The following is a 24,552-nucleotide window of genomic DNA, read 5'->3' on the forward strand; positions in this document are numbered from 1 at the left end:
GAGAGAGCATGCTGCAAGGCGCTGCGCTAAGTGAACAGATAATCCCCGAGCAGGCTTTTGCTACCGACGACAGCGTGGCGGTGCTGCGCTTCGCGGCAGAGGCGTTTACGGCAGGCATGGCGGTAGCGTTGGTGACCTTGGTGGAGATCCGCGGCGGGGCCGCCAGGCCGCTGGGGGCGCAGATGGCCGTTCGCGAGGACGGCCTCTATTGCGGCTATGTCTCGGGGGGCTGCGTGGAGGCCGCTGCCGCGTACGAGGCGCTGGAGACCCTCGCCTGCGGCACAGACCGTCAGGTGAAGTATGGCGAGGGATCGCCGTGGTTCGACATCGTGCTGCCCTGCGGCGGCGGGATTACGCTGAACATCCATAAAGTGCGCACGGTACAGCCGCTGCTGGCGGTGCTGAACAGCCTCGCCCAGCGCAAACCGGTGGGACTGCGTTATCACTCCTCTTCCCAATCCTTGCAGTCGGCGCCCTGGACACCCAGGACAGGCTGGAAGGATGCTCGCTTCGAGCAGGGCTATCGCCCCTGCCCGCGGCTACTGATCTATGGCGGGTCGGTGGAGGCGCAGGCCACAGCCAATGTGGCGCAGGCGGCGGGATACGAGGTGCATTGTAATCCCCCCACGGTTGAGCTGATGGATGCGGACACGGCGGTGATTTTGCTCTGGCACGATCAGCACAAGGAGCTGCCGGTGTTACAGGCTGCGCTGGAAGCGGCGCCGTTTTATATCGGTGCCCTCGGCAGCCAGCGCACCCACCAGCGGCGGGTGGACAAACTGCGTGAGCTGGGCTGGAAAGATGCGGATATCGCGCGGATTAAGGCCCCGATTGGGATCTTCCCCAGGGCGCGGGATGCGAATACGCTGGCGCTTTCGGTGGTAGCGGACGTGGCGGCGGTAAGGGCCCACACGCTTTGATCCACTACGGGCATCTGGCGTCAGATGCTGCTGGCGTGTACGCCTGGCAATGTTCGTGAGTGGCGAGTAAGCATGGCGGGAATGTCAGTGACCAACAGTTACCCTGCCGTATGTGGCGGCATAATCAATTTTGTGCCGACCCTAATGCTTTCTGGTGCTGGCGCGAACTTGTAACGTTGAGGGTAATTCAATGACTTTATCTGTCGATTTATCCGCCAGCAGATCAAGCAGCGTTTTTCCTGCGACCGTTCCCGTCTCACTCCAGGGGAATTCGACCGCCGTCAGCGCCGGGGAGCAAACTGCCGCAAGGGTTCCTCCACTCAAACTTGCCAGTGCCAGTGCGTCGGGCACTTTTTGCCCCGCACCGTTGCAGGCCATAATGCAGCCGCAGGCAATTTCATCAGAGGTGCAAATCAGCGCATCCAGCTCTGGCCAGGTGATACGAATATCGCCCAGCAGGTTTAAACCGGTCGTAATACCTGCGGGCAAGTGAGAGGTCACCACGCGATGGGGAGAGTGGTTTACGGAGAGCATGGCGCTGTTCCAGCCGCTCAGTACCTGGCGAAACATAATGTTATTGGACGCCGTGCAAAGCAGGCCGATATTCTTATATCCGGCCTGGACAATCGATGTGACCAACTTTTTGATGGCGGCAGCGTAGTCAACGCCAATACTGACCCAGCCTGCATCGCGATTGATGGCACCAATCTCAACCACCGGCACGCCGGTGTTACTGATCATTTGCGAACAACTGCTGATGTTATCAATGTTGAACTGAACAATCGCCGCCGGATTGTAGGCGAGCATTTGCGCAAAAGCGCGCTCTTCGCTCTGTCCACCCTGACTGGACTCAATAAACATCATGCTATAGCCCTGAGTCGCGAGCACGGTCTGCAGGGTTTCGGAGACGGCAAGAAAGCCCGGCGAAGAAAATGAGGGCACCACGCCCATCACCAGGCTGGAATCAGCAGAGGCGAGGCTACGGGCCTGGAGATTGGGTACATAGCCCAGCTCACTCACTGCCGCTTCGATGCGGTTACGTAGTTCAGGATTCACTTTTTCAGGCATACGTAACGCGCGCGACACGGTCATCGTGCTAACGCCGACCAGTTTTGCAACTTCAGCGAGCGTAATTTTACCGGTGTTTTTCCTGCGTTTTTCTCTCGCGCTATCGTCCGCTTCTAACGTCTGCACTGATCTCCTCCTTTCGCCTGACTGGGCAACCATTGTAAATGATGTTTAGCGTTTTTCGCATTGCCCAACTGCAAAGTAATTACAAGTATCGATAATAAAGTTAGCGGTAACAAGGATTTTAACATTATTGCCGTGTTAGCGCTAACTTTGCGATACAGATCACGGTAAGCCGCGAAGTCATTCCACTATAGTAAGTTCACTTTCAATGCTATCGGGGTATTTATGATTACGACCTGGCTACCTGCAGAAAATATCCAGATTGTGGATTCAGTCAGCGACTGGAAACAGGCCATTAGGTTATCGGCTCAGCCCTTATTAGCGAAAGAGACGATTACTGAAGAATATGTTGAAGCCATTTTTAACAGCCATCAGGAGCTGGGTCCTTATTATGTATTAGCTCCCGGCCTGGCGATGCCACATGCTCGCCCGGAGCAAGGGGCAATTAAAAACGGGCTGTCGCTTTTACATATTAAACAAGGGGTTTCTTTTAACGCAGAAGAGAATGACCCTATTTACGTTGTGATTATGTTGTGCGCGCTTTCAGGAGACGAGCACATCAATATGATTACCTCCCTGGCGGAGATTTTTAGCGATGATGAACGACTCTCAGCACTGCTGAAAGCATCAACAATGGAAACAATTCAAACTGTTATCAACGGATAAAGAGGTGAAGATGAAAAAGGTTCTGATTGTTTGCGGTAACGGTTTAGGCAGCAGTTTTATCGTCGAAATGAACGTAAAAAAAATAATTAAAGAGCTGAATAAAGAAGCAGAAGTTTCTCATACCGATCTGACTTCGGCAAAAAGTGAAACTGCCGATATTATTCTTAGCGCCAGGGATATTGCCGAACATCTTTCCAGCCATTCTGCCCAGGTCTTTGGCTTATCTAACCTGCTGGATAACAATAAAATCAAAGAAATTCTTTCCGAAAATCTCTGATTAATTATTTGCGGCCTTACGGAGTTATTCTATGCTGCAGTTTATTATTCATGATGTGTTGGGCACACCAGCAATACTGGTCGGTCTGTTTTCCCTGATCGGCTTATTATTGCAGAAAAAAGCGTTTTCCGATGTTATTTCCGGAACCCTCAAAACCATTATGGGTTTTGTGATATTAACATCCGGGGCGGCGATTATCGCCACGACATTAACGACCTTTAGCCAGCTATTTGAGCACTCATTCCATATTCAGGGGGTAGTGCCCAATACGGATGCTATGGCGGCGCTGGCCCAGAAAAACTACGGTACCGCGACGGCAATGATCATGGTCCTGGGGATGTTGTTTAACATTGTCCTGGCCCGTATTACGCCGCTGAAGTACATCTTCCTGACCGGGCACCACACGCTCTATATGTCGGCAATGCTGGCCGTTATCCTCTCAGTCGGCGGTCTGTCACCCTTGTGGGTGGTGCTGGTGGGGGCGGTGATCCTCGGCATTATGATGGTGGTCTCTCCGGCCATTCTGCAGCCGTTCACACGCAAAATAACAGGTACTGATGACCTGGCACTGGGCCACTTTGGTTCAACCGGCTATCTGCTGTCGGCACTGGTGGGAAAAGCGATCGGTAAAGGCAGCCCGTCGATTGAAGAGCTGAAGGTACCGAAGTCACTGAACTTCCTGCGTGACTCCTCGGTCGCCATCTCGCTGACGATGATGATCCTGTTCGTGATTCTGGTGCTGGTAGCAGGCAAAGAGTTTGTCGAAACCAGTATCAGCGGCGGTCAGAACTTTATCATCTTCGCCATTATCCTGTCGCTAACCTTTGCGGCAGGCGTGTGGATCATCCTGGCAGGCGTGCGCATGATTATTGCCGAAATTGTTCCGGCCTTTAAAGGCATCGCCGACAAACTGGTGAAAGACGCCAAACCGGCTCTCGACTGCCCTACCGTCTTTCCATTCGCTCCAAACGCGGTGATCGTCGGATTCCTGTCAAGCTTTGCCGCCGGTCTGGTGAGTATGTTCCTGTGCCCGCTCTTTGGTTTAAGCGTCATCGTTCCGGGCCTGGTGCCGCACTTCTTCTGCGGCGCGACGGCGGGCGTTTACGGCAACATCTGCGGTGGTCGTCGCGGCGCGGTGGTGGGTGCATTTGCTCACGGTCTGCTGATTTCATTTTTGCCGGCAATTTTACTGCCTCTGATGGGCGACCTTGGCTTTGCATCCACCACCTTTGGCGATGCGGACTTCGGGGTGGTGGGCATCATTCTTGGGCATGTCGTATCACTGTTTAACTAATTGATTCTTTTGGAGGTAAGTATGGCGGCTAAATTTTCGCCCTCGTTAATGTGTATGGATTTAACGCAATTCAGAGAACAAATTACGGCAATGAACGGACGCGCTGATTTTTATCACGTTGATATTATGGACGGTAGCTATGTGAAAAATATTACGCTGTCACCGTTCTTTATCGAAAACCTGAAGAAAATCACCGATGTGCCAATCGATGTGCACCTGATGGTGAACCACCCGGAAGATATTATTCCGATGTGCATTGATGCAGGGGCCGATATTATCAGCTTCCACCCGGAGACGGCGAATAACAAAATATTCCGTCTGCTGAATCAGATTAAAGATGCGGGCCGTCGCTGTGGCGTGGTGTTGAATCCGGCTACCCCGGCTGATGCCATTAAAGAGTACGCGCATCTGCTGGACAAAGTGACCGTCATGTCGGTTGATCCAGGCTACGCCGGACAGAAGTTTATTCCGGAATCACTCAACAAAATCAGAGAATTGATTGCGATGCGTGAAGCGCATGGTTACCACTATTTGACCGAGATTGACGGCTCCTGCAACGAGAAAACCTTTAATGTAATCGCTCAGTCCGGTGTTGACGTCTTTATTGTCGGAACCTCTGGCCTGTTCTCCCTGGCGGATAATGTGAGTGATGCCTGGGATAAAATGGTCGATATTTACCAGCGCGAAGTCGCTGCCTGAAAATTGCAGTGCGCTCAGCCGTATTAAGCCATCGCGCAGGGTAAAGGTCTATTTAACCGGTCTGTCTCTTTATCCACGCTCTTGATTAGTACGGTTGAGGGCGCTGTAACCTTCTTAGCGCGTAATTGCCAAAGCAAGAAGCATTTTGTATCCCTCTTATTTCAGTGCTTGTTTATTATCGAAGGTGAATTATGGATATTTGGGAAGTTCTTAACGTAAAAAATATCAAGTTAAACATGAGTGCGAAAAGTAAGGAAGAAGCCATTGAAGAGTTAACGGACTTATTGGTGCAGGATGGCGCGGTCATTAATAAAGATGAATTTATTCGGGATGTCTGGTTGCGCGAGGAACAGGGATCAACGGGATTCGAAAATCATATTGCAATCCCGCACGGTAAATCATCGGGTGTCGCCCATACGGCATTGGCCATTGGACGTACCCAACATGATATTCCCTGGGAAACGATGGATGGTAGCGATGTCCGCTGTATTATTTTATTTGCCGTTCGTCTGGCAGATCAGAATACAACTCACATCCGTTTATTATCACATGTATCAGGCTCATTAGCCGACGAGGATATTATCGCTAAGCTGCTGGTAGAAACTCATCCTCAAAGAATCATTGAACTATTAAACTCAGAAGCTGAAGACCAGACCGTTTAATTCCGGAAATTATTATCCCTGTTATTACCTGATAAGTTTGAACATCTCAAAGTAAATTATGGAGAGTACCCATGAATATCGTTGGAATTACAGCCTGTACTGTAGGCATTGCGCATACATACATTGCGCAAAAGAAAATTGAAACAGCAGCAAAAAAGGCGGGTCACAATGTCAAAATTGAAACGCAAGGCACTATTGGTATCGAGAACGCCTTAACCGCTGATGAAATTGCACAGGCCGATATTGTCCTGCTTGCCGCCGATGTTAAGGTATCTGGAGAAGAACGTTTCGCCGGAAAGAGAGTAGTTAAAGTCCCAACAGAAATGGCGGTTAAATCTCCTAATAAGCTTATTGAAAAGCTCACTGAATTAGTGAATTCATAACTTTTACCTGTGCGTATCCTATAAATTAAAGGGCGTAACTTATGAATATAAAAGAAATATGGAAAGCAGCCAACCCTAAAGGTCATCTGCTTACTGCTATCTCGTTCTTAATTCCCATTGTCTGTGGTGCTGGATTTATTATTGCCATCGGCATGGGCCTGGGGGGTACGGCTCAGGACGCTTTAGTGCCGGGCCAGTTTGATCTGTGGCAGGCCTTAGCAACAATGGGCGCAAAGGCCCTCGGACTTTTGCCCGTCGTTATCGCTATCGGGATTTCCGGCTCGATCGCTGGCAAACCCGGTATTGCGCCGGGTTTTATTGTGGGCCTGGCGGCTAATGCTATTGGTGCAGGTTTCATCGGCGGCATGATCGGCGGCTACATTTCCGGGTATATTGCGCTTGCCATCATTAAAAATGTGAAGGTTCCTGCCTGGGCTCGAGGCTTAATGCCTACACTGATTGTGCCATTTTTTGCCTCTATCATCAGCGCCCTGATCATGGTCTATATCATCGGTACGCCTATCGGTATTTTTACCGATGCTCTCACCTCTTTCCTGAGAAGTATGGGTACCTCCTCTAATTTAGTCTTAGGTGCTGTGATTGGCGCATTGTGTATTGTTGATTTTGGCGGGCCGATTAATAAAACGTGCTTCGCATTCGTCTTAACGCTCCAGGCGCAGGGTATAAATGAGCCCATTACTGCACTTCAGTTAGTTAATACCGCAACCCCTATCGGCCTGGGGCTGGCATTTTTTATCGCCAAACTTCTTCGCAAGAACATCTATAACAACGAAGAGATCGAGATGTTAAAATCTGCGGTGCCGATGGGAGTGGTGAATATCGTCGAAGGCTCTATACCTATCGTGATGAACGATATCATTCGTGGTATCACCGCTGCGGCAATCGGTGGCGCCTGTGGTGGTGCAGTTACCATGGTATATGGTGCTGACGCAACCGTACCTTTCGGCGGCGTGTTGATGATTCCAACCATGTCACACCCCATGGCGGGTATTATGGCGTTACTGGTGAATATCGTTGTCACGGCTACTGTCTATGCCGTCATCAAAAAGGATGTTCCTCGCGACGTGGTTATAAACCACGATGATGAAGAGGAAGATATTAATCTGGATGACATCAAAATAAGCTAAGCCTGGACGTAAAAACACGCAGGGTAGATTGGCAACATTCTATGTTTCGCTGGGCGGTATCCAGGCTACTGGTGCTGCCCGAACACCTTCTCAGGCTTATGTAAACGGTGCAGGCTAAAAATTATGCAAAGAATATGTTCTGTTGATAATACCTGGGACTAACATTCCTGACTGGTGAATATCAGAGGTAACGCGTGGATTGAGATGGTGCGATAATAGGAATAAATAATAGCAACCAACTCATTGTTTTTAATTGGTTTATTAATATCGAAAAACAATCCTATACACATGGCTATACACATTGGCGAAGGCGTTCAAAAATCACTCATCTCAACACCCAACAAAATACTTTTTCTTGGGAAAATCATGCACACTGTTCACCACCATATTATTACGTTTAATATCAATAATATAGAAGTTAACAATATGGTGTAGAGTGAACAGCAAACTCTACATTTATCCGTTGAGCATAAAAAACCCGGCATTAGCCGGGTCGATGATTCGTTAAGTTGCTATAGGGCCATCGCACTTAGGTAGCCAGTCAGAATTGCTTTCCTCCTTTAGGGCCAGGTTAGTCTGCATTCCCTGATTGGTCCGCCGCTTCTCGTATTGCAAACCATACTCTTTCAGCATTAACGGCAGCCCCTTGCCAAACATGGTCAGACTGAGCGTATTTTTATAGCCGTTGGCTTCCATGTAGACCAGATAGGCATGGTAAAGGTATGTACGAGGCTGACGTGGGACAATGTTAGCGTTCCCCATAAACATTCCCGTGGTGTCAGGCAGGACTTCAAGGTATCCGCAAAAATCAAACGCAGAATCAGCATCACGCTTGATGGTGAGCGCTTCATCGGAGTTCTGCTGCGACTGAAGTAATGTCCTGGCACTCATTGGGTCACTGAAACGCTGCATAAGCTGGCGAACAATCACTGCCAGCTCGCTAGCAATCTTCTCTTTGAGCTGAGTATCACGTTCCTCCGGGGCTATCTGGTCAGGGAAATGCAGGATCACCCTTCGGCGTGAAACTCCACCACTACGATCAGTGAAACGCATCGGGTTATTGTTCACAGCCAGAATAACTGCAGGAATGTGGGTTGAATAGGCGTTCTGGTATTTGGGATCAACGGATACCGCATCGCCGCCAGTGATGGCTTTTAGTCCGGCCCCGTCACCGCTCCACTTTTCCTGGTCGGGAAGTCGAATCAGTGAGAAACCAATTAATGCGGCTCGTTCTCGTGGTGACTCAAGCATTTCAATGGTTGCGGAGGTAGCATTATCCTCACCTGCCAGCATGGTTGCTATTTCAGCCAGAATACTCTTTCCGCTTCCGCCAGGACCTGTGACCTCCAGAAACAGCTGCCAGTCATAACGGTTAGCCAGCACCATAAACAATGCAGCCAGAATAATGTCCCGTTTTTCAGGTTTAAAACCTGCGGCACGATCCAGCCAGCGCCAGAATGCCGGGGCATGGGTTTCCAGTGACTCGCCGTCAACGGGCTGCGTGTAATCCACCTCGCACAGCGTACGTAACCAGTGCTTCTTATCGTGCAGGTTGAACAATCCCGTTCGGGTATCGAGCACACCGTTGCGAAATCCGATAAGTTGCCGCGCCGGATTCTGCTGTTGCGGAACGATCAGTTTGAGGGTTTCCACGAGAGACGCAATTTTCGCGGATGAAAAAGGTGCGTCGAGGCGCTGAAACAGCGCAGCGACATCACGGGCAAAATCGGCGTAATAGATAACTTTCCAGGCCCCCGCCTCATAGCGTGAAAGGAGCTGCCCGTTCGGGTCTACTGCCAGTGAGTTTTTATAGTGATCCACTACCCTCTGCGCTTTTTCGCTGACGCTCAGCGCGGTAAATTCAGCTTCGCTCATTGTGTCGAAGGGGCTGGCAATAACTGGTTTTATAGCTTCATAAATTGCCTGCCGGGTTGCCTCTTCGCCATTCTGAGTAAATGCATCGTTCCAGTCACCAAACACTGGCGGGAGTACCATTTTGCAATTGCACGCCCTGGCAGCAGATATGCCCCTTGTTTGCCCTGCACCGTTGAGATCGCGGTCAGCAGCAATAATTATCTGGTGCGTTGGGTACTGACTGCAGGCAATGCTCGCCAGGGAAAGGAAATTGACGGAAGAAAAAGCCACCATGACAGCATCGCCAGTCAGATGGTTGATAGTGAGTGCGGTGGCATATCCTTCCGCTATCCAAAGCCGTTTGGCTGCTTTGGCAGTACCTTCAACCAGGTAAAAGGCATTCTTAACCTGACCGCCTTTAAGGAAGCATTTGCCCCCATCAGCGTTGATTAACTGCAGATTTACCAGCTCTCCATCTGCATACAATGGAACGACAAGATCTCCCGCGCGAAATGCCACACCACCGACTTTATGCATGGCGGTTAATTCCCGGCAAGGCAGTGCAGGAAACCCTTTACCCGTCAGATAGGCATTGCCAGTGGTCTGACGGGATTTATCAAACAAACGGGCAGCCAGCACTGCTGCAGCTTTTCTTCCGTCCTCATTTTCAAGAGAACCAGATTCAGGCATTCCCTGAGATACTGGCGGCAGGTTTCCGGTAATGCCGTTTATTCTGTCTGCCGCTTCACTAATGCCTACATCCAGTACTTTACTTACAAGCGCCAGGCCATCACCTGCCCCGCACTGGTTACAGAACCACGTTCCCCGCCCTTCCTGGTCATCAAATCGAAAGCGGTCTTTCCCGGCACAGACCGGGCAGGGCTGGTGCCGATTTTTCAGTACTTTTACGCCCAGCGCGGGTAAAATTCTTGACCAGTGACCACGAGCTGCTTTCTCAGCCTGGCTAACTTTCATTCCTGACATTGTGCGGCCCTCCTTAGTGCAGCGCTGGTTTGTTGAGGTGACGGGAACAAAGTTCATCCATGACCGTCATTCCGAGCAGTGAGAGAACCGGACAGGCTTTAAGCGGCCCCGACTCCATCAGATCCGAAAGCAACGCGCAGGCAATTTCCAGCCCTCTTTGCTGCCCATGCTGGCGCAGATAGAACCCTTCCAGCTCGCGGGCTATGGCATCTTCAAGTTCAGCGAGCGTCAGGCCGGAATAACGTTCCTGATGATTGCTGAGAGCCAGCCAGGCACAGGCAACGGCACGGCGATACAGAGCGGCACGAAGTGCCAGATGAGATTCACAGCATTTCATCAGGCCACCTCCGCATTCATCAGGTCGTCATGGCAGCGTTGCACCACTCCATTCAGTTGCTCTGTCATCAGATAAATGAGGGAAACCAGTTGTTCGCACTGGGCACCTGCTGGCTTTTCATAACAGTCCTGCAGGGCTGCCATGCCAGTTACATACTCACCCACATTGCGTAAATGTTTCAGCCTTACAACATCGTCGTAAGAAATCTCAAACTGGTTCATAGCGTCACCTCCCCGGCAGGCAGGCGTGCAGAAAGGGAGAGCACATAATCACGGACCAGCGAAAGACGCGCGGAACGCTCATCGCAGGCTACAGTACGAAGCATACAAATGCGGGGTTGGGTGTCAGCACGGCGGATTGCGGCAAACACAAAGACATATTGCGGGTATGACGGGGTGAGGATTGTAGCCATGATGGCAGCCTCCATTGAGTAGCGGTTATTGCTACCACCGGAAACGCCAATTTCACTGGTGGCAGCCCGAACGGGGTTGGCGTAACCGGCCTCAATGGATACCGGCCAGCCCGAAGGCTGCCCCGCCCGGACTGCCATTATCTCGAAAGAACCACGGTGTAAGCATAAACACCACAGCCCGGAAAATGGGTGTGCCTGAGCTACGACGAAAAAAAAGACGCCTGGCGCGTCTGGTGTCGCCATTGAGTTTCGCGGAACGCCAATTCCGGCTGCCGATTTTGCGACAGCGGAAAAACTATACCTGGAAATGACGACAGTAAGCAAGCCAGAAAAAAGGTATTTATTGTATTCAGGTATCATCATGCATCACATCCCCGCCCACGGGCGCTGATACGGTCCGCCATCCATGCGCTGACCTCAGACTGTGCCCAGGCGACATTTTTACCGCCAAGCGGGATCTGCTTCGGAAACGCATCGCGGCTGATCAGGTCGTAAATGGTCGAGCGAGACAACCCGCACAAGTGCATCACCTCAGGCAGGCGTAAAAATCGTTCATGCTGGTTCGGTACAGGAAATAATGGCGCAGCCGGAGCTGGCGCAGAAACAGAAATATTGTGCATCACCTACCCTCTTTAATATCCACAACAGTCCGGATAAATTCATCCGGATTCAGGTAGTTCCTTATTATGTATATATAACTCGCTTGCGCACGCATTATTTATTTAGCGTCAAATATTGATTTTATGGAACTTAAAATCCGGTAAAACCATATAAAACGACATAATAAACACCATACCAGAGAACTATAAATACAGGAGTATTAATAGGAACTAACATTCATCAGAATATTTATTACCCTATGAGTCATTACACGTAATGGTGCTGCCTCCAGAGTCCACACAGCAAGGCTTCACAACTTTTGTAGAGGCCTTGCATTGCAGGCCCTAATTTCCGGGCATATTTTTGAATCGCATCCAACTTATAAATATTGGGCCTGCATAAAAACCTTGATATTAAATAACCTCACCTTAAATCTTAAAATATATACGAATGAATCCATAAAGAACCGGACAGATCTAGTTTTATAAAAATCAGTATGAAATGCAACACCATGGCCAGAGGCGAAAATGTTATTTCCCGGCAAAAACATGCAGTCTATTTATGTGCCTGTTGAATAGTACTGAATAAGGGTGAATAGTGGTGAGGAGCAAAAAACAAATAGCTACGAGGAATAAAAAAACCATCCATTATGAAAAAATACCATAAATAATTTTATTCCCATGTGAACTGTTATGAACAGTCGATGAATACTGCCATGCCAACCCTTCACCTTATAACCTACTGTATTATCTATTTTTTTACTTAAGTGAATAGTAGTGAATAGTTAAAGCAAGTCTGAAACAGCCTTAGTTAAACGAGGCCTTTTCTGGCTAGCCAAAAGAGGTCTTTGTCTTGTGGCTCGCACAATGGCGTTCAATGGCAGCTTTGTATGCATCACAGCACAATTGACACCAAGACAAACAACAAGGTGCTGACATGACTATCCCAGACCAGAGCAATAAATCGACTGCTGATTTTTCTATCCCCGCTGCGACGCAACAGGCGCTTGAAAAAGTGAATGCTGCCAAATCAGCCTGGACGGAAGCCCGTCGCAAACAAACTGATGCTGCTGCGATGCTCGCAACAATCCGTAAACGCCGTGTAGAAACGGAAACGGAGGCAAAGGCGCAGAATGAAGAATGGCGTCAGATGTTTCATGAAAACCAGGGACAGGTAACGCCGAAAATGAAAAAGCTAAGGGCTGAGATTGCCCTGGGGCGTGAAACACTTGACGAGTTTGATGATCTGCTTGCGGCCCATGCCGGAGAGAATGAATATCTCCCCTGGAAAACGGCGGAACTGGCCCGTAGTTACATTCAGGCGCATGACAATCTTATCGAAACCCATGTTACACAGCTTTGGCATGATTTTATGAAGCAGCATGGTCAAACCCTTATCCAGCTTTTAAGCCTTCTCAAAGTGACAAAAGGGAGAAGTGCCAGCTCTGTAATCGGTGTTGTCCATTCTGTGAATGATCCTGAAACGCTATTACGGGATTTCGTTACCTCTTCAATCACTAACCCGGCATTGAAACAGAATGCCTCTCTGCAGAATGACCCCTTCCTTAATAAAATTGGTGTACTTGCTGATAATAGTGCCTATCAGGATATTCAAAACGCCCCCAGCCCAGCAGCCCAAATTCGCATACAAAAACAGCGTGAAAAAGCGAAGAAGGATCAAAGCTTATGAACATCACAATTACACCTCAGGAAGCGCTGCAGCACTACCGGGAAGCTTCTCAGAGCTGGCTATCCCTTCGCAATGAACAAAGCACAGCCCAACTGCGGCTGCAGGCACTATTACAGTCTTCAGATAAGCCTTCCAATTATGCCTGGCAGGTGGAAACTCTCAGAGAAAAGCTCGAGGTCCTTGAGTGGCAGATCAGCTGTGCGGCAAATGATGGCCTTTACGCGCAAAGAAGTGTTGTGGATGCCTGTGTTGATAATGCCTTAAGCGACTTTATGGAAAATTCGGGCAAGGCTCTGACCTCAGCACTAGCGCCTTATCTGAACGGCCCCTTTGGCCTTGATGTTGCTGCACGTGTGCTGCGTTCGGCACTAGCACATCATGCGGAACTAAATGCTCCAGAGCTGCTTGAGTCCTGCTGTGAAATCCTTGATGAATCAGGTTTGTCGCCTGATGCATCAATGCGCATGGATGCATCAAGGATATTCACTCCGGCGAAGCATAAAACTTTTCAGAACAGGCTCAAACGCCTGAAACTTGCGGAGGAAGCCTATGGCTTTACAGTGTCCTGAGTGCGGCGCAATCTCACATGCCCGTTCCAGCTTTTATGAGGCCCCCTCCATAAAGCGAACCTACTATCAGTGCAAAAACCTGGAGTGCTCATGCACGTTCACCGCACTGGAGAGCGTGGACACGATTATTGCCCGGCCTAACAAGGTTGAGACCAAAGATCAAACCGCAAGCGAGCAATCAGAGAAGTCAGCACACACGCTCGGAAAATATGGCGCGGCCTCCAGGCTATCCAACCGTCAGCAAATTCCTGTTTGACGACTCAATGCGATCCGAGAACCGGCTTATATGCCGGTTTTTTTTACCCCAACTTTCTGAATTTTCCGTTGATGTTGAGAGTGCATGCCTATGCCGCATGAAAACGCATGACTTTATGCACTGGTATTTTTATCGCTAAGACCGCATACGGCATGGGTGAGAGCCGATCATGCACCTGCATGAAAACTACTACATAAAGCGGGCAGGCGTGGCGGGGATACGAGCGCGCGCTGTGGGATTAAATGGTGCTGATCATGCAAATCTTGAGGAGCTGGCAGGGTCAATACGGGGTTAATTCTCCCCATTTGGTATACTGTTGAAACGCAAGGAACAAGGGCGAAGAGATGCAAGCCTGGGGCAGAACTACGCGGTAGGAGTGTTACAGGGTTGGCGCTGCAGATTGGATGAATAATTTTGAAAAACTCACCGCTTAAGAGAATGTAATTGTCCTCCATCAACGCGCTGAACTTGTTGTGCGTAGATTGTCCAAAAAAACACATAAATCACGTCATTTTCCCCGCATTAAAGCATCCATCCAAAAGGTGCTTGCTTTTGCATGTGCTTTCCTTTTCCTACACTCCCGACCAGCGCTAGTTCCGACACGGCCTTAGCCCGCCCTGCATTAAAAGCAACCTCTTAAGCGGGCAGGTGTGGAGGGGATAGCATTGCGCGCAAAGTCAGTGTTTTAGGTCTGGACTATCAATATATGATCAGTTATAAATCAGTGAGCTCTAAACGTGTGTGGCATATTTAGTTATGCTTGTCGGGCGCTTAGCCAGACACTTTCATATTGAACGGCATTAGGGTTGCGCTTGGTGTGCCTCTGGATTGCACTCCTAGCTGCACGTCGTCGCGCAATCCAGAGGAACACCAAGCGCTTCCTCTAGGTAAGAGCTGCTCGAAAGCTTACGCCACAATGTGGCGTAAGCTTCTTTTATATAGTTGATAAAAAGCCCCTGACTCATGGAAAAAAAGCAGAAAGAAAAATATGAGGAAAAACTAAAGGGCCACGTCTCGAAGTGGGAGCTTAAAAATTTCCGCGTTTGCTATGATGAGCAGATAATATTTTTGTGCGGTGCGAAAGTTGCTCCTTTAGATGAGGCTCAGACCTCAATGAGAGGCATGTTTTATAAGTACTGCAAAGATAATGATTCTAGATTGTTTAATAAACTTCTTTTGGCTGAAGCATTCAAGAATTATTTGAAAGATAGTCACTACCCCGATTTAATTTCCTTCGAAAAAGATATTGCCAATATTTCCTCGCTAATTGTAATATTCCTAGAAAGCAGTGGCTCAATTGCAGAGTTAGGATTGTTTTGTAATCTAGTGGATATAAACAAGAAACTTTTAGTTATTGTTCCTGAACATGAAGTGAAAGGTGATAAAAAGGAATCATTTATATTCCTGGGACCTTTATCTTATCTTAGAGAAAAAATAAACAAAAACTCCTATCGTATTTACCCCGGACCTGCAGAAGGTCAAGATTATAATGAACACTTAGAGTTTATACTCAGTGACGTCAACGGGATGGCCCCTTCTGAAGGTAAGGATTATAAGTTCGATGCTAATAACGCAGGGCATTTAGCTTTTTTAATCACACATATAATATCTATATCTATGCCTATCCGATTAAAAGAAATCATGATGTGTTTAAAAGAAATAGGTATAAATGAGACGCTACAAAGCGAAGTCGAAAGGATGCTTTTTCTTCTTGAGACATTTTTCCACATTGAAATATATGAGTATGGTGGTACTAAGTATTATTATACAAAAAATTCAAGAGGGAGTGTTCGTATGGGGAAAAATAAGCATGGCGTAACTGTTGATGAAGTTGGTATAAAAACTGATTTGTTGTTCTTCATTAACGATGAGACCAGAAGTGACGATAAGAAAAGAAGACTTGCACTAAGAAGCATTAAGGAGATCATTAATGAACATAATTGAGATAATTTCAAAAAAAACAATGCTTTCCTCCTCTAATGTGATTACTTTTATTCACACGGCCCCTTATAGATACAAAAAATATTATTTGAAGAAAAATAGCGGTGGCGTGCGTGAAATAGCCCAGCCTTCACGTGAACTAAAAATAATGCAAAAATTAATCTTAGAACTTTTAGTTCCATACCTACCTGTACATGAAAATGCTTTCGCATATGTTGAGGGGAAAAGTATAAAGCGAAATGCTTTAATGCATCATAAAAATGAGTATTTTCTCAAAATGGATTTTTCTGATTTTTTTAACAGCATTAAACCGTTAGATTTACGAAACACATTGACTGACAATGGCTTTGAAACTATTCCAGTCAATTTAAATTTAATAGACAAACTCTTTTTCTATAAGAAAACAAAAAAAAGTGGTTTATCATTAAGTGTCGGAGCTCCTAGTTCACCATTAATATCAAATGCAGTATTATACGACTTTGACATAAAAGTAACGGAATTATGTGAGCGGCAAGATATAATTTACACAAGATATGCAGATGATTTAACTTTTTCATGTAATGAAAAGGGAAAGCTGATTGGATTTCAAAAAGAAATTGTACGCATTTTACGTAAGATGAAGTCCCCTAAGCTTAAAATAAATGATAAAAAAACCATCTACGCGTCTCGTGCTGTGAGCCGTAGAGTAACTGGCATTATAATTAATAATAATGGTGATTTATCCTTAGGACGTCATAAAAAAAGAATGATTAGCAGTCTGATACATCGTTACACACTCAACCAGTTAAATAACGATGACATCCTTAAGTTGAAAGGATATATTTCATACGCAAAGCACATTGATATCAATTTTGTTTCATCGATGAATAAAAAATATGGAGCTGAGACACTCAACTCCATTACTAAACATAATTAAAATTTTGAAGGCACGATATTTATTATTGTAGTTGAAGGTAAGACTTTGGCTTCGGAGACTAACACTATAATAATTATGGCGACATTCAATAATATTAATGTGTATGGTATAAGTCGTTCTATTGTACTAAGGTGGAAATATTTACTGGATTCTAAGAAATCATGCTCTTCATTAAATGGTTTAAAAGGGAATTTATTATCTATTTCAATCCTATTAATAGTTGCAAACTTTGCCTCATTGATTTTTTTATACGTTGATATCAAAAACACCCAATAAATATTTATTATTATACAAACTGTGCAAATTACTATATTCCATGCCGTTTGTCCTACTCCTGACAATGATAGATAGCTATTCAGTGAAATCAACCCTGTATTAAGAGTAATTATTAGGCCATTGCTTTTTAATCTTCTCTCGCTTGTTTTATCCGCCATATCAATGCAGATTTTGTATATTTCAATTTTATCCTTCAAATCCATGCTATACCTCAATGATATTTGGTGGTTAGCTTCAAATTAATGCTAATTTTATGAGTAAAGAAATGTTGCATACCACTGCATCATAACTCGCCGATTTTCAATATACAGGGCGTGGTTATAAGTTCCTCGAATAGTATTCTTATCTACATGAGCAAGCTGTATTTCTATCCAAGCCGAATCGTATCCTTTTTCATGGAGGATAGTAGATAAGGAATGTCGAAATCCATGACCGGTAAGTTTCCCGCCATACCCGATACGTTTGATAACCTGATTAATACTCGCTTCACTCATCGGTTTGTTCGGATCGTTCCGTCCTGGAAAAACATAACGATAGTTCCCTGTCATGATCTTGAGTTCATGGAGTAAATCTAACGCTTGGGTCGACAATGGCACAAGATGCGGCCTGCGCATTTTCATCCTTTCAGCAGGAATTTCCCAAATAGCGTTATCCAGATCAAATTCTTGCCATAATGCCGCGCGTAATTCGATGGTTCTCACGCCCGTAATCATCAGTAATTTCGTTGCTATTTGGACAAGCTTACTCCCGGTGTAACTCTCTAAGGCACGCAGAAATTCGGGTATCTCATCAGCTTTAAGGAACGGGAAATGATTTGATTGATGTACTTCGAGAGCGCTGGAGAGATCAGCCGCAGGATTGTACTCCGCCCTACCCGTTGCAATTGCGTAGCGAAACACTTCGGAGCAACGCTGCCGCACTTTACGCATTTTCTCCAACGCACCACGTTTCTCAATTTTACGCAGTACGTTCAACAGCTCTAGCGGTTTAATCTCTCCCACAGGCCTTGTTCCAACATAAGGAAAAATGTCGTTCTTAAACGCTTCCATGATGTCTGATGCATATCCCGCTGACCATTTAGCAGATTTAAGTTGATGCCACTCTCTGGCTATCTTTTCGAACGCGTTCTCTGACTCTGTTTGCAGAGCCAGCTTTTGCTCTTTTCGAACCTCACTAGGGTTCTTTCCTTCTGCCACAAGTTTTCGAGCTTCATCACGACGGGAACGAGCATCGGCAAGGGTGATCGTTGGGTAAACGCCAAGCGAGATCATCTTGGGTTTACCGGCATAGCGATAGCGGAACCGCCAGCTCTTGCTTCCATTAGGTTCTATAAGCAATGACAAGCCTTGCCCATCCCCAAGCGTATAGGGTTTATCTTCAGGCTTAGCGCGGCGAATCTGCATATCGTTTAAAGGCATATGTATAGGAATCCAGGACCGAACAGGAACATATACACAATTCTATACACATTCCGTATCGGATTCTACTGGATGGTTACGGACGACGATGGACTAAAAAGCAGTAAATTCGTTATAAACCAAGGTGTTTATGGATAAATACGGACATTTGAGAAAGTTGAGATGGTGCCGATAATAGGAGTCGAACCTACGACCTTCGCATTACGAATCTGTAGCACCAATCATAACTATCTGTTTTAGCAAGCATTAACCGCATTCACTAAGCTATAGTTGATGGCACAAACAGAAAGTTGATGCATGATGTTGCCATATATATGTCACAAATACGGCACAACGATCTTCAAACATATAGCCACACATTCACAGAAGAGCACAAAGCCTTGCAATCCAGTGCAAAGCTTTGTTTGTCTCAGTTTTGTCTTATCAACCACAGCAAGTATCGATCGATTGAGACTTGGATGATAGACTTCATGCCTTTCAGAACTCATTGATTAAATAAATGTTAAAGCTATTTGCAAAGTACACCTCGATTGGTGTGCTGAACACACTTATACACTGGGTGGTTTTTGGTGTATGTATCTATGCCGCGCATACCAATCAGGCTCTGGCAAACTTCGCAGGTTTCGTTGTGGCTGTGAGTTTTAGCTTCTTCGCGAATGCAAAATTCACATTCAAAGCATCGACTACAACGATGCGCTACATGTTATATGTCGGGTTCATGGGAACACTGAGTGCAACTGTTGGATGGGCTGCTGATAGATGTTCACTTCCTCCAATTGTCACTCTTGTCACCTTCTCCGCCATCAGCCTGGTGTGCGGTTTCGTCTATTCAAAGTTCATTGTCTTTAGGGATGCGAAATGAAGATATCTCTTGTAGTTCCTGTCTTCAATGAAGAAGAAGCAATACCAATTTTTTATAAAACGGTACGTGAATTCGAAGAGTTGAAGTCATATGAAGTGGAAATTGTTTTCATAAATGACGGAAGCAAAGACGCTACGGAGTCAATCATTAACGCTCTGGCTGTTTCTGATCCGCTAGTTGTTCCGCTGTCATTTACACGCAACTTTGGTAAAGAACCAGCATTATTTGCAGGGTTAGACCATGCAACAGGAGATGCTGTAATTCCAATTGATGTTGACCTGCAAGATCCGATTGAGGTTATTCCTCATCTGATTGAAAAGTGGCAGGCAGGCGCTGATATGGTGCTTGCTAAACGATCTGACCGCTCAACGGATGGCAGACTGAAGAGGAAAACCGCCGAGTGGTTCTATAAGCTTCACAATAAAATCAGCAATCCGCAGATCGAGGAAAATGTTGGTGATTTCCGTCTGATGTCTCGTGAAGTCGTAGAGAACATTAAGCTCATGCCAGAACGCAACCTTTTCATGAAGGGTGTTTTGAGTTGGGTTGGTGGTCGCACTGATATCGTTGATTATGCCCGCGCAGAACGTGTTGCTGGCAGTACCAAGTTCAACGGATGGAAGTTGTGGAATCTTGCTCTTGAGGGAATTACGAGCTTCTCGACTTTTCCGCTACGTATGTGGACTTACATCGGCCTTCTCGTCGCTGGCTTAGCATTTACATATGGCGCATGGATGATTCTGGACACTCTGGCGTTTGGAAACCCGGTTAGAGGTTATCCATCCCTGCTAGTATCTATACTTTTCCTTGGTGGTATCCAACTCATTGGTATTGGTGTTCTTGGTGAGTACATTGGACGAATTTACATTGAGACAAAGCAAAGGCCAAAATACCTATTAAAGGAAACAAAAGATGTATAATAAAATAAATTATAGATCACTAATACCACTATGGGTAATTGGCATTTTTTACATTCTTCCATTGCTTATTAATAACAGCCCGTATTATGATGATATAGGTAGATCTGTATATGGGTATTTTTCATGGGGTATCGATGGCAGGCCACTTTCTGATTTTATATTTAAGACGCTAGACCTTGGCTCTCCTGCTACAGATATATCACCTTTCCCGCAAATTATTTCAATTTTAATAATGAGTAGCTTGTGTTATTTAATGCACATCTATCTTAACCCATCACATAAATATGGATGGTTAGTTTTCACACCAATATTTCTTAGTCCATTCTTTATACAAAACTTATCGTTTCGTTTCGACTCTCTAACCATGGCGCTATCTGCCGCAATAGCAGCAGTTCCACTTTTTTATATGAGGACAGGAAGAGGAAAAATTTTCTTTGCATCCTTTTTATGTGTTTTCATTTCACTTTCTTTGTACCAAGCGTCACTAAGTGTCTTTATATCAGTGATATGCTTATATGTACTCTTTGCGATCAGAAACAATGAAGAGCCATACTCTTTAGTGGTGAAAGTCGCGATTGCATCTTTTGGAATGGTTGTAGGTTACTTAGCATATGCAAAGATAATTGTCCCTTTATTTGTGACCAGTGACTATGCTAATGGCTATAATCAAATTATAGATAGTTTTGGTGAATTGCAAAAAAACGTCAAGATTACTTCTGATGTATTAAGTACTTTTTACACAGGAAATATTGCTAAAATTTACAATGTAGTATTTTTATTAGCATCATTAGGCTTGATTTCACTAATACTGCGTGTATATCAGTACAGAAAAATTAATTTTAAAACGTCTATTAGTTACATACTTATCCCATCGTGCCTGCTAATTCTTATATTTTGCATCCCTGGCCCTGGGCTAGCGCTTAAATCGATGCCTATAGGACCTCGTGTATTCATAGGATTCGGTTTTTTTATGTCATCTACATTTGCATTGATTTCATTTATATCAACAAAGCATCAAGCTAAATTAAATATTATTTACTGCGTTGTTCTTATTTCATCTTTTTCTTATATAGGAACATTTGCTAATGCGATGAAATCTCAAGATAGGTTGGCAGAAAGAATAATTATTGGTGTAACAAATGATATCGTAAAGATTGGATTTAAGGACGTAAAAACGATCACTATAGATGGGAAAGCTCTCTATACGCCTATAGCGGATAAAGCTATTCAAAAGTCTCCATTATACAGACAAATGATACCATCATATTTTGATGGGTATCTTGCTTGGGGTATTGTAAAGATGACTGAAATCTATTCAGGCAGAGAACAACCAATACCATCCAGACAAGTTGAAATAATATCACAATTATGTAACATGCAACTTATAACTGATGCAGGGTTATACAAAACATATTTCAGCAATGGAGATCTTGTGGTTTCATTCTCATTTAGGGATTGCTCAAATAGGTAGGATACAATACATTCTTCAACCGCAAATAATACTCCCGCCATAGGGCGGGAGATGGGTCAAAGCTCTCTATACGTTGCACCAGACAAAATATCCCACGCATTAGTTGACGCACCAACAACCTTTATATTGCAGTTTGATCCTGACGCCAAAGGTGGTAAATAATTGCTACCTCCAGTTCTTATATCCCCACCAACAAATGTAACATTCACTACACCTGCATTTGCGGAATCAACATAAAATGGTCTAGTTGGTACAGCGGGATTAGTATCGTTAACCATTTGATAACTATCAACAACTAGCGTTGCAGATCCGCTGATATTATCCGCTACAATGACCCGTATAATAATTGCATCCGCACCTTCAGAAGAGCATGCAGTCATATTGATACCATATGGATTAATAAAACTGAAAACACATGCACCAGGTTCACTATTTAGCCTTGATATATACTCTCCAGTACAATTCCTTAATGAGGAATAGCTCATATTCGCTATAATGAAAGCATTTGCAAAACCTACAACGTTAACTAAATCAAAATTAAGTGACGTACCAGATGAAACATATTTCCCATTCACAGATTTGGCAATACTGACACCTGCATAGGAACGACCTGGAACACCAAAACATTGCACTGATTTAGCCTCGAAAAGAAACCATGTCTCTCCATAGAGCCCTATATAAGCACCATAGAAATTGGCATCTCTAATTATAGGTGCTGCAAGTTTTTGCCCCCACATCCCATAGTTACAAAGATTATCTACCGTAAGAGAATCTCGTTGAAATGTAATACCCTCAATCTTTGGTTTAAAACAAAAGGTATCCATCTCATGGCCTGCTGGATTGTAAACATCCGGCAGCATCACTAAAAGAGCATCAACTTGTAATGAAGCATCAACAAAATACTTGTTGTTGGTAGTTTTACTAAAAAATGAACTCTCACGCCCTGCACCACGAACTGACATTTTAGAATGGAATGGAAATGCTTCTGATGACTTGACGTTTCCAGAAGGAAATACTAGTTCTACATGATTGTTCTTTGCATAACCACACGCTTTAGTAATAGCCTCAGCGTTATCTGTGACTCCGTCAGGTTTCACCCCCCAGAACTGCATATCGTAGGCCGTGAAATTAATGCGACGCCATGCCAACGTTCCAGTTGATGGAACAATAACAATCCCTCCATCATCGGCAATCTGTGATGTGCTATTGTCGAAAGACTGGAAATACCCACCACCATAATGTTTTTCAGTTGCTGTAGCACTTGCTGCTGAAGCTACATAAACAATTTCTCCAGCAACTAATGGCATTGAATCCCTCAGCGCCTCTAAATTGAGAAAGTTGCCTATGTGGCGAAAGCCATCATCAGCAGCCAAGTCACTTCTCAATGTGTCTATTTTATGGGCATTATTGTCAAGAGCATCTTTGACAGTTTCATCTCCATAACCAACCAGAGATGCGCCATCAGGGCCAGAAAGCTCAGCCCTTAACTGATCTGGAGAATATTTCAGTAGATCAGGATAATAGAATTGTTGTGCGCCATACGCATCATATACAGCCATGGAGTGATTCTGTACAGTTACGAACTTGGCAATCTGTCCGTTATATACAGGGTAACCAGCAGCGTTGATAACTATTGGCTGCGCCACTGACCTGCCCCCACGATTAGATACAACACTCAGTTAGTAACGTCGGAATCTTCATTCTCAGAATGACCCTTTCTCCAGCCCGCTGCAAATTCAGACGGTGTCTGATAATTCAGCGTGGAGTGCGGGCGGCATTCGTTATAATCCTGCCGCCAGTCATTAATAATTTTCCTAGCATGAACGATATCGCTGAACCAGTGCTCATTCAAACATTCATCGCGAAATCGTCCGTTAAAGCTCTCAATAAATCCGTTCTGCGTTGGCTTGCCCGGCTGGATTAAGCGCAACTCAACACCATGCTCAAAGGCCCATTGATCCAGTGCACGGCAAGTGAACTCCGGCCCCTGGTCAGTTCTTATCGTCGCCGGATAGCCTCGAAACAGTGCAATGCTGTCCAGAATACGCGTGACCTGAACGCCTGAAATCCCAAAGGCAACAGTGACCGTCAGGCATTCCTTTGTGAAATCATCGACGCAGGTAAGACACTTGATCCTGCGACCGGTGGAAAGTGCGTCCATGACGAAATCCATCGACCAGGTCAGATTGGGCGCCGCCGGACGGAGCAGCGGCAGACGTTCTGTTGCCAGCCCTTTACGACGTCTTCTGCGTTTTACGCCCAGGCCACTGAGGTGATAAAGCCGGTACACGCGCTTATGATTAACATGAAGCCCTTCACGGCGCAGCAACTGCCAAATACGACGGTAGCCAAAACGCCTGCGCTCCAGTGCCAGCTCAGTGATGCGCCCTGATAAATGCGCATCAGCAGCCGGACGGTGAGCCTCATAGCGGCAGGTCGACAGGGATAAACCTGTAAGCCTGCAGGCACGACGTTGCGACAGACCGGTCGCATCACACATCAACATCACGGCTTCCCGCTTCTGGTCTGTCGTCAGTACTTTCGCCCAAGAGCCACCTGAAGCGCCTCTTTATCCAGCATGGCTTCGGCAAGCAGCTTCTTGAGTCTGGCGTTCTCTTCCTCAAGCGACTTCAGGCGCTTAACTTCAGGCACCTCCATACCGCCATACTTCTTACGCCAGGTGTAAAACGTGGCATCGGAAATGGCATGCTTGCGGCAGAGTTCACGGGCGGGTACCCCAGCTTCGGCTTCGCGGAGAATACTGATGATCTGTTCGTCGGAAAAACGCTTCTTCATGGGGATGTCCT

At 45.9% G+C, this 24,552-nt stretch carries 25 protein-coding genes and 1 pseudogene; 16 read left to right on the forward strand and 10 right to left on the reverse strand.

The window, feature by feature from the left end; translation table 11 throughout:
* The first annotated feature begins 8 nt into the window (after window positions 1–8).
* Window positions 9–920 (forward strand): XdhC family protein, encoded by a 912-nt coding sequence (locus tag DVA43_RS13140; RefSeq protein ID WP_114315810.1) that lies wholly within the window; start codon window positions 9–11, stop codon window positions 918–920.
* 141 nt (window positions 921–1,061) lie between these two features.
* On the opposite strand, the gene DVA43_RS13145 is transcribed toward DVA43_RS13140, so the two are convergent.
* Window positions 1,062–2,114, reverse strand: coding sequence for a LacI family DNA-binding transcriptional regulator (locus tag DVA43_RS13145; protein ID WP_114315811.1), 1,053 nt, complete (start codon window positions 2,112–2,114; stop codon window positions 1,062–1,064).
* Between the two features lie 222 nt (window positions 2,115–2,336).
* On the opposite strand from DVA43_RS13145, the gene DVA43_RS13150 reads away from it, so the two are divergent.
* From DVA43_RS13150 to DVA43_RS13180, 7 genes are all read left to right on the forward strand, one after another.
* Window positions 2,337–2,777, forward strand: a complete 441-nt coding sequence (locus DVA43_RS13150; RefSeq protein WP_114315812.1) for a PTS sugar transporter subunit IIA — start codon at window positions 2,337–2,339, stop codon at window positions 2,775–2,777.
* 10 nt (window positions 2,778–2,787) lie between these two features.
* Window positions 2,788–3,054 (forward strand): PTS sugar transporter subunit IIB, encoded by a 267-nt coding sequence (locus DVA43_RS13155; RefSeq protein ID WP_087859397.1) that lies wholly within the window; start codon window positions 2,788–2,790, stop codon window positions 3,052–3,054.
* A gap of 31 nt (window positions 3,055–3,085) precedes the next feature.
* The gene (locus tag DVA43_RS13160) at window positions 3,086–4,348 is read left to right on the forward strand and encodes a PTS ascorbate transporter subunit IIC (RefSeq protein WP_114315813.1); all 1,263 of its coding nucleotides are present in this window, start codon (window positions 3,086–3,088) and stop codon (window positions 4,346–4,348) included.
* Between the two features lie 21 nt (window positions 4,349–4,369).
* On the forward strand, window positions 4,370–5,047 hold the full coding sequence (alsE, locus tag DVA43_RS13165; protein ID WP_103178394.1) for a D-allulose 6-phosphate 3-epimerase: 678 nt from the start codon (window positions 4,370–4,372) through the stop codon (window positions 5,045–5,047).
* Between the two features lie 191 nt (window positions 5,048–5,238).
* Window positions 5,239–5,709, forward strand: a complete 471-nt coding sequence (locus DVA43_RS13170) for a PTS sugar transporter subunit IIA (RefSeq protein ID WP_114315814.1) — start codon at window positions 5,239–5,241, stop codon at window positions 5,707–5,709.
* 71 nt (window positions 5,710–5,780) lie between these two features.
* Window positions 5,781–6,092 (forward strand): PTS fructose transporter subunit IIB, encoded by a 312-nt coding sequence (locus DVA43_RS13175; protein ID WP_114315815.1) that lies wholly within the window; start codon window positions 5,781–5,783, stop codon window positions 6,090–6,092.
* A 41-nt stretch (window positions 6,093–6,133) separates the two neighbouring features.
* Window positions 6,134–7,240, forward strand: a complete 1,107-nt coding sequence (locus tag DVA43_RS13180) for a PTS fructose transporter subunit IIC (RefSeq protein WP_114315816.1) — start codon at window positions 6,134–6,136, stop codon at window positions 7,238–7,240.
* A 504-nt stretch (window positions 7,241–7,744) separates the two neighbouring features.
* Here the strand turns inward: DVA43_RS13180 and DVA43_RS13185 are convergent.
* Genes DVA43_RS13185 through DVA43_RS13205 form a run of 5 tightly spaced genes read right to left on the reverse strand, consistent with a single transcriptional unit; the run spans window position 7,745 to window position 11,447 of the window.
* Window positions 7,745–10,078, reverse strand: coding sequence for a primase-helicase zinc-binding domain-containing protein (locus tag DVA43_RS13185; RefSeq protein WP_114315817.1), 2,334 nt, complete (start codon window positions 10,076–10,078; stop codon window positions 7,745–7,747).
* Window positions 10,079–10,091: 13 nt separating this feature from the next.
* Window positions 10,092–10,415, reverse strand: coding sequence for a DUF5375 family protein (locus tag DVA43_RS13190; RefSeq protein WP_005287802.1), 324 nt, complete (start codon window positions 10,413–10,415; stop codon window positions 10,092–10,094).
* Window positions 10,415–10,636, reverse strand: a complete 222-nt coding sequence (locus DVA43_RS13195) for a hypothetical protein (RefSeq protein WP_114315818.1) — start codon at window positions 10,634–10,636, stop codon at window positions 10,415–10,417. Before DVA43_RS13195 ends, DVA43_RS13190 begins: the two co-directional genes overlap by 1 nt.
* A complete protein-coding gene (locus DVA43_RS13200; RefSeq protein WP_109556465.1) occupies window positions 10,633–11,190 on the reverse strand; it encodes a host cell division inhibitor Icd-like protein in 558 nt (185 codons plus the stop codon). The genes DVA43_RS13195 and DVA43_RS13200 overlap by 4 nt, the downstream gene beginning before the upstream one ends.
* Window positions 11,187–11,447, reverse strand: coding sequence for an AlpA family transcriptional regulator (locus DVA43_RS13205; protein WP_001743146.1), 261 nt, complete (start codon window positions 11,445–11,447; stop codon window positions 11,187–11,189). Before DVA43_RS13205 ends, DVA43_RS13200 begins: the two co-directional genes overlap by 4 nt.
* Window positions 11,448–12,363: 916 nt before the next feature.
* Here DVA43_RS13205 and DVA43_RS13215 point away from each other — a divergent pair.
* From DVA43_RS13215 to DVA43_RS13235, 5 genes are all read left to right on the forward strand, one after another.
* Complete coding sequence (locus DVA43_RS13215; protein WP_114315820.1) at window positions 12,364–13,116, forward strand: septation initiation protein; 753 nt, start codon at window positions 12,364–12,366, stop codon at window positions 13,114–13,116.
* The gene (locus DVA43_RS13220; RefSeq protein WP_114315821.1) at window positions 13,113–13,685 is read left to right on the forward strand and encodes a phage polarity suppression protein; all 573 of its coding nucleotides are present in this window, start codon (window positions 13,113–13,115) and stop codon (window positions 13,683–13,685) included. Before DVA43_RS13215 ends, DVA43_RS13220 begins: the two co-directional genes overlap by 4 nt.
* Complete coding sequence (locus tag DVA43_RS13225; RefSeq protein WP_114315822.1) at window positions 13,666–13,941, forward strand: ogr/Delta-like zinc finger family protein; 276 nt, start codon at window positions 13,666–13,668, stop codon at window positions 13,939–13,941. The genes DVA43_RS13220 and DVA43_RS13225 overlap by 20 nt, the downstream gene beginning before the upstream one ends.
* Before the next feature lie 963 nt (window positions 13,942–14,904).
* Entirely contained in the window at window positions 14,905–15,885 is a 981-nt protein-coding gene (locus DVA43_RS13230) for a retron St85 family effector protein (RefSeq protein ID WP_114315823.1), read from the forward strand.
* Entirely contained in the window at window positions 15,872–16,798 is a 927-nt protein-coding gene (locus DVA43_RS13235) for a retron St85 family RNA-directed DNA polymerase (RefSeq protein WP_114315824.1), read from the forward strand. Before DVA43_RS13230 ends, DVA43_RS13235 begins: the two co-directional genes overlap by 14 nt.
* Here DVA43_RS13235 and DVA43_RS13240 read toward each other — a convergent pair.
* Window positions 16,795–17,277: a hypothetical protein gene (locus DVA43_RS13240; RefSeq protein ID WP_114315825.1), complete on the reverse strand. Its 483-nt coding sequence runs from the start codon at window positions 17,275–17,277 to the stop codon at window positions 16,795–16,797. The genes DVA43_RS13235 and DVA43_RS13240 overlap by 4 nt on opposite strands.
* Window positions 17,278–17,325: 48 nt before the next feature.
* On the reverse strand, window positions 17,326–18,492 hold the full coding sequence (locus DVA43_RS13245; protein ID WP_114315826.1) for an integrase arm-type DNA-binding domain-containing protein: 1,167 nt from the start codon (window positions 18,490–18,492) through the stop codon (window positions 17,326–17,328).
* 499 nt (window positions 18,493–18,991) lie between these two features.
* On the opposite strand from DVA43_RS13245, the gene DVA43_RS13250 reads away from it, so the two are divergent.
* From DVA43_RS13250 to DVA43_RS13260, 3 genes are read left to right on the forward strand one after another with little or no spacing between them, the layout of a single operon-like run.
* Window positions 18,992–19,354, forward strand: a complete 363-nt coding sequence (locus tag DVA43_RS13250) for a bactoprenol glucosyl transferase (protein ID WP_000915536.1) — start codon at window positions 18,992–18,994, stop codon at window positions 19,352–19,354.
* Entirely contained in the window at window positions 19,351–20,274 is a 924-nt protein-coding gene (locus DVA43_RS13255; RefSeq protein ID WP_114315827.1) for a glycosyltransferase family 2 protein, read from the forward strand. Before DVA43_RS13250 ends, DVA43_RS13255 begins: the two co-directional genes overlap by 4 nt.
* Window positions 20,267–21,745, forward strand: a complete 1,479-nt coding sequence (locus DVA43_RS13260) for a glucosyltransferase domain-containing protein (RefSeq protein WP_007864809.1) — start codon at window positions 20,267–20,269, stop codon at window positions 21,743–21,745. The genes DVA43_RS13255 and DVA43_RS13260 overlap by 8 nt, the downstream gene beginning before the upstream one ends.
* 1,442 nt (window positions 21,746–23,187) lie before the next feature.
* Here the strand turns inward: DVA43_RS13260 and DVA43_RS13265 are convergent.
* Window positions 23,188–23,391 (reverse strand): annotated as a pseudogene (locus DVA43_RS13265) (phage tailspike protein); the annotation flags it as partial.
* A 29-nt stretch (window positions 23,392–23,420) separates the two neighbouring features.
* Window positions 23,421–24,541, reverse strand: a protein-coding gene (locus DVA43_RS13270) for an IS3-like element ISSen4 family transposase (protein WP_087451024.1) whose coding sequence is annotated in 2 segments (ribosomal slippage) — window positions 23,421–24,283 and window positions 24,283–24,541 — 1,122 coding nt in all. Because the reading frame shifts where the segments join, the coding sequence is not laid out codon by codon here.
* Between the last annotated feature and the right edge of the window lie 11 nt (window positions 24,542–24,552).

This window comes from Leclercia sp. W6 (assembly GCF_003336345.1).
In the GTDB taxonomy this organism is placed as follows: domain Bacteria; phylum Pseudomonadota; class Gammaproteobacteria; order Enterobacterales; family Enterobacteriaceae; genus Enterobacter.

Excerpts from the sequence above, each read along its gene's own strand:
- DVA43_RS13150 (WP_114315812.1), top strand. The coding sequence starts at position 2,337 with ATGATTACGACCTGGCTACCTGCAGAAAATATCCAGATTGTGGATTCA.
- DVA43_RS13215 (WP_114315820.1), top strand. The coding sequence starts at position 12,364 with ATGACTATCCCAGACCAGAGCAATAAATCGACTGCTGATTTTTCTATC.
- DVA43_RS13260 (WP_007864809.1), top strand. The coding sequence starts at position 20,267 with ATGTATAATAAAATAAATTATAGATCACTAATACCACTATGGGTAATT.
- DVA43_RS13190 (WP_005287802.1), bottom strand. The coding sequence starts at position 10,415 with ATGAAATGCTGTGAATCTCATCTGGCACTTCGTGCCGCTCTGTATCGC.
- DVA43_RS13160 (WP_114315813.1), top strand. The coding sequence starts at position 3,086 with ATGCTGCAGTTTATTATTCATGATGTGTTGGGCACACCAGCAATACTG.
- DVA43_RS13235 (WP_114315824.1), top strand. The coding sequence starts at position 15,872 with ATGAACATAATTGAGATAATTTCAAAAAAAACAATGCTTTCCTCCTCT.
- DVA43_RS13155 (WP_087859397.1), top strand. The coding sequence starts at position 2,788 with ATGAAAAAGGTTCTGATTGTTTGCGGTAACGGTTTAGGCAGCAGTTTT.
- DVA43_RS13220 (WP_114315821.1), top strand. The coding sequence starts at position 13,113 with ATGAACATCACAATTACACCTCAGGAAGCGCTGCAGCACTACCGGGAA.
- DVA43_RS13250 (WP_000915536.1), top strand. The coding sequence starts at position 18,992 with ATGTTAAAGCTATTTGCAAAGTACACCTCGATTGGTGTGCTGAACACA.
- DVA43_RS13170 (WP_114315814.1), top strand. The coding sequence starts at position 5,239 with ATGGATATTTGGGAAGTTCTTAACGTAAAAAATATCAAGTTAAACATG.
- DVA43_RS13245 (WP_114315826.1), bottom strand. The coding sequence starts at position 18,492 with ATGCCTTTAAACGATATGCAGATTCGCCGCGCTAAGCCTGAAGATAAA.
- DVA43_RS13195 (WP_114315818.1), bottom strand. The coding sequence starts at position 10,636 with ATGAACCAGTTTGAGATTTCTTACGACGATGTTGTAAGGCTGAAACAT.
- DVA43_RS13225 (WP_114315822.1), top strand. The coding sequence starts at position 13,666 with ATGGCTTTACAGTGTCCTGAGTGCGGCGCAATCTCACATGCCCGTTCC.
- alsE (WP_103178394.1), top strand. The coding sequence starts at position 4,370 with ATGGCGGCTAAATTTTCGCCCTCGTTAATGTGTATGGATTTAACGCAA.
- DVA43_RS13205 (WP_001743146.1), bottom strand. The coding sequence starts at position 11,447 with ATGCACAATATTTCTGTTTCTGCGCCAGCTCCGGCTGCGCCATTATTT.
- DVA43_RS13180 (WP_114315816.1), top strand. The coding sequence starts at position 6,134 with ATGAATATAAAAGAAATATGGAAAGCAGCCAACCCTAAAGGTCATCTG.
- DVA43_RS13230 (WP_114315823.1), top strand. The coding sequence starts at position 14,905 with ATGGAAAAAAAGCAGAAAGAAAAATATGAGGAAAAACTAAAGGGCCAC.
- DVA43_RS13240 (WP_114315825.1), bottom strand. The coding sequence starts at position 17,277 with ATGGATTTGAAGGATAAAATTGAAATATACAAAATCTGCATTGATATG.
- DVA43_RS13140 (WP_114315810.1), top strand. The coding sequence starts at position 9 with ATGCTGCAAGGCGCTGCGCTAAGTGAACAGATAATCCCCGAGCAGGCT.
- DVA43_RS13185 (WP_114315817.1), bottom strand. The coding sequence starts at position 10,078 with ATGTCAGGAATGAAAGTTAGCCAGGCTGAGAAAGCAGCTCGTGGTCAC.
- DVA43_RS13175 (WP_114315815.1), top strand. The coding sequence starts at position 5,781 with ATGAATATCGTTGGAATTACAGCCTGTACTGTAGGCATTGCGCATACA.
- DVA43_RS13255 (WP_114315827.1), top strand. The coding sequence starts at position 19,351 with ATGAAGATATCTCTTGTAGTTCCTGTCTTCAATGAAGAAGAAGCAATA.
- DVA43_RS13200 (WP_109556465.1), bottom strand. The coding sequence starts at position 11,190 with ATGATGATACCTGAATACAATAAATACCTTTTTTCTGGCTTGCTTACT.